The 512-nt window shown below is 31.6% G+C and carries 1 protein-coding gene; it reads right to left on the minus strand.

Features of this window, described 5'->3' with window-relative positions; genetic code table 11:
- The coding region (locus GHO41_RS29990; protein ID WP_178126627.1) for a hypothetical protein at positions 1-512 on the minus strand (512 nt) is incomplete at both ends.

The following is a 512-nucleotide window of genomic DNA, read 5'->3' on the forward strand; positions in this document are numbered from 1 at the left end:
GTAGTAGAAACAGAGTAGCCAAGACCTATGTAAAGCTTTTCAACATGTTTTTCGAAATTCAAACCACTTTGGAGATTAGATGGCCTAAATTCTTTTTCGACTTCACTTACACTCATAATTGTGTGAACTATTGAGCCCCACCAAATAATCTCCATAAAGTTATCATAGCCAAAATTCTTTTTTGAAATTCGGTATATTTTAGCGTAATCAACATCTCCATTGACATAACTAATATTTTGAGAAAAAAAAGCATTTTTTACAAAATCAATTTGATTGTATGCCTTAGAAAAAGCACGCTCAAATGAATTAATCTCTCTATTTATCCTAGAAAGCTTAGAAGTAAAATGGTTTACTGCATCCAAGCCTATCCAATGGGAAAGCCCATTAGCCATACTAGTAAATTGGTCTAAAATATCTTTTTGAATAAAACTCAATCCGAATTTTTCATCGATAAATTTCAAGAATTTATGAATTTCAGAAGACGCTAACTCCTGATACTGATCTTGGTTTAG

The organism is Pseudomonas sp. FSL R10-0399 (assembly GCF_009600165.1).
In the GTDB taxonomy this organism is placed as follows: domain Bacteria; phylum Pseudomonadota; class Gammaproteobacteria; order Pseudomonadales; family Pseudomonadaceae; genus Aquipseudomonas; species Aquipseudomonas helleri.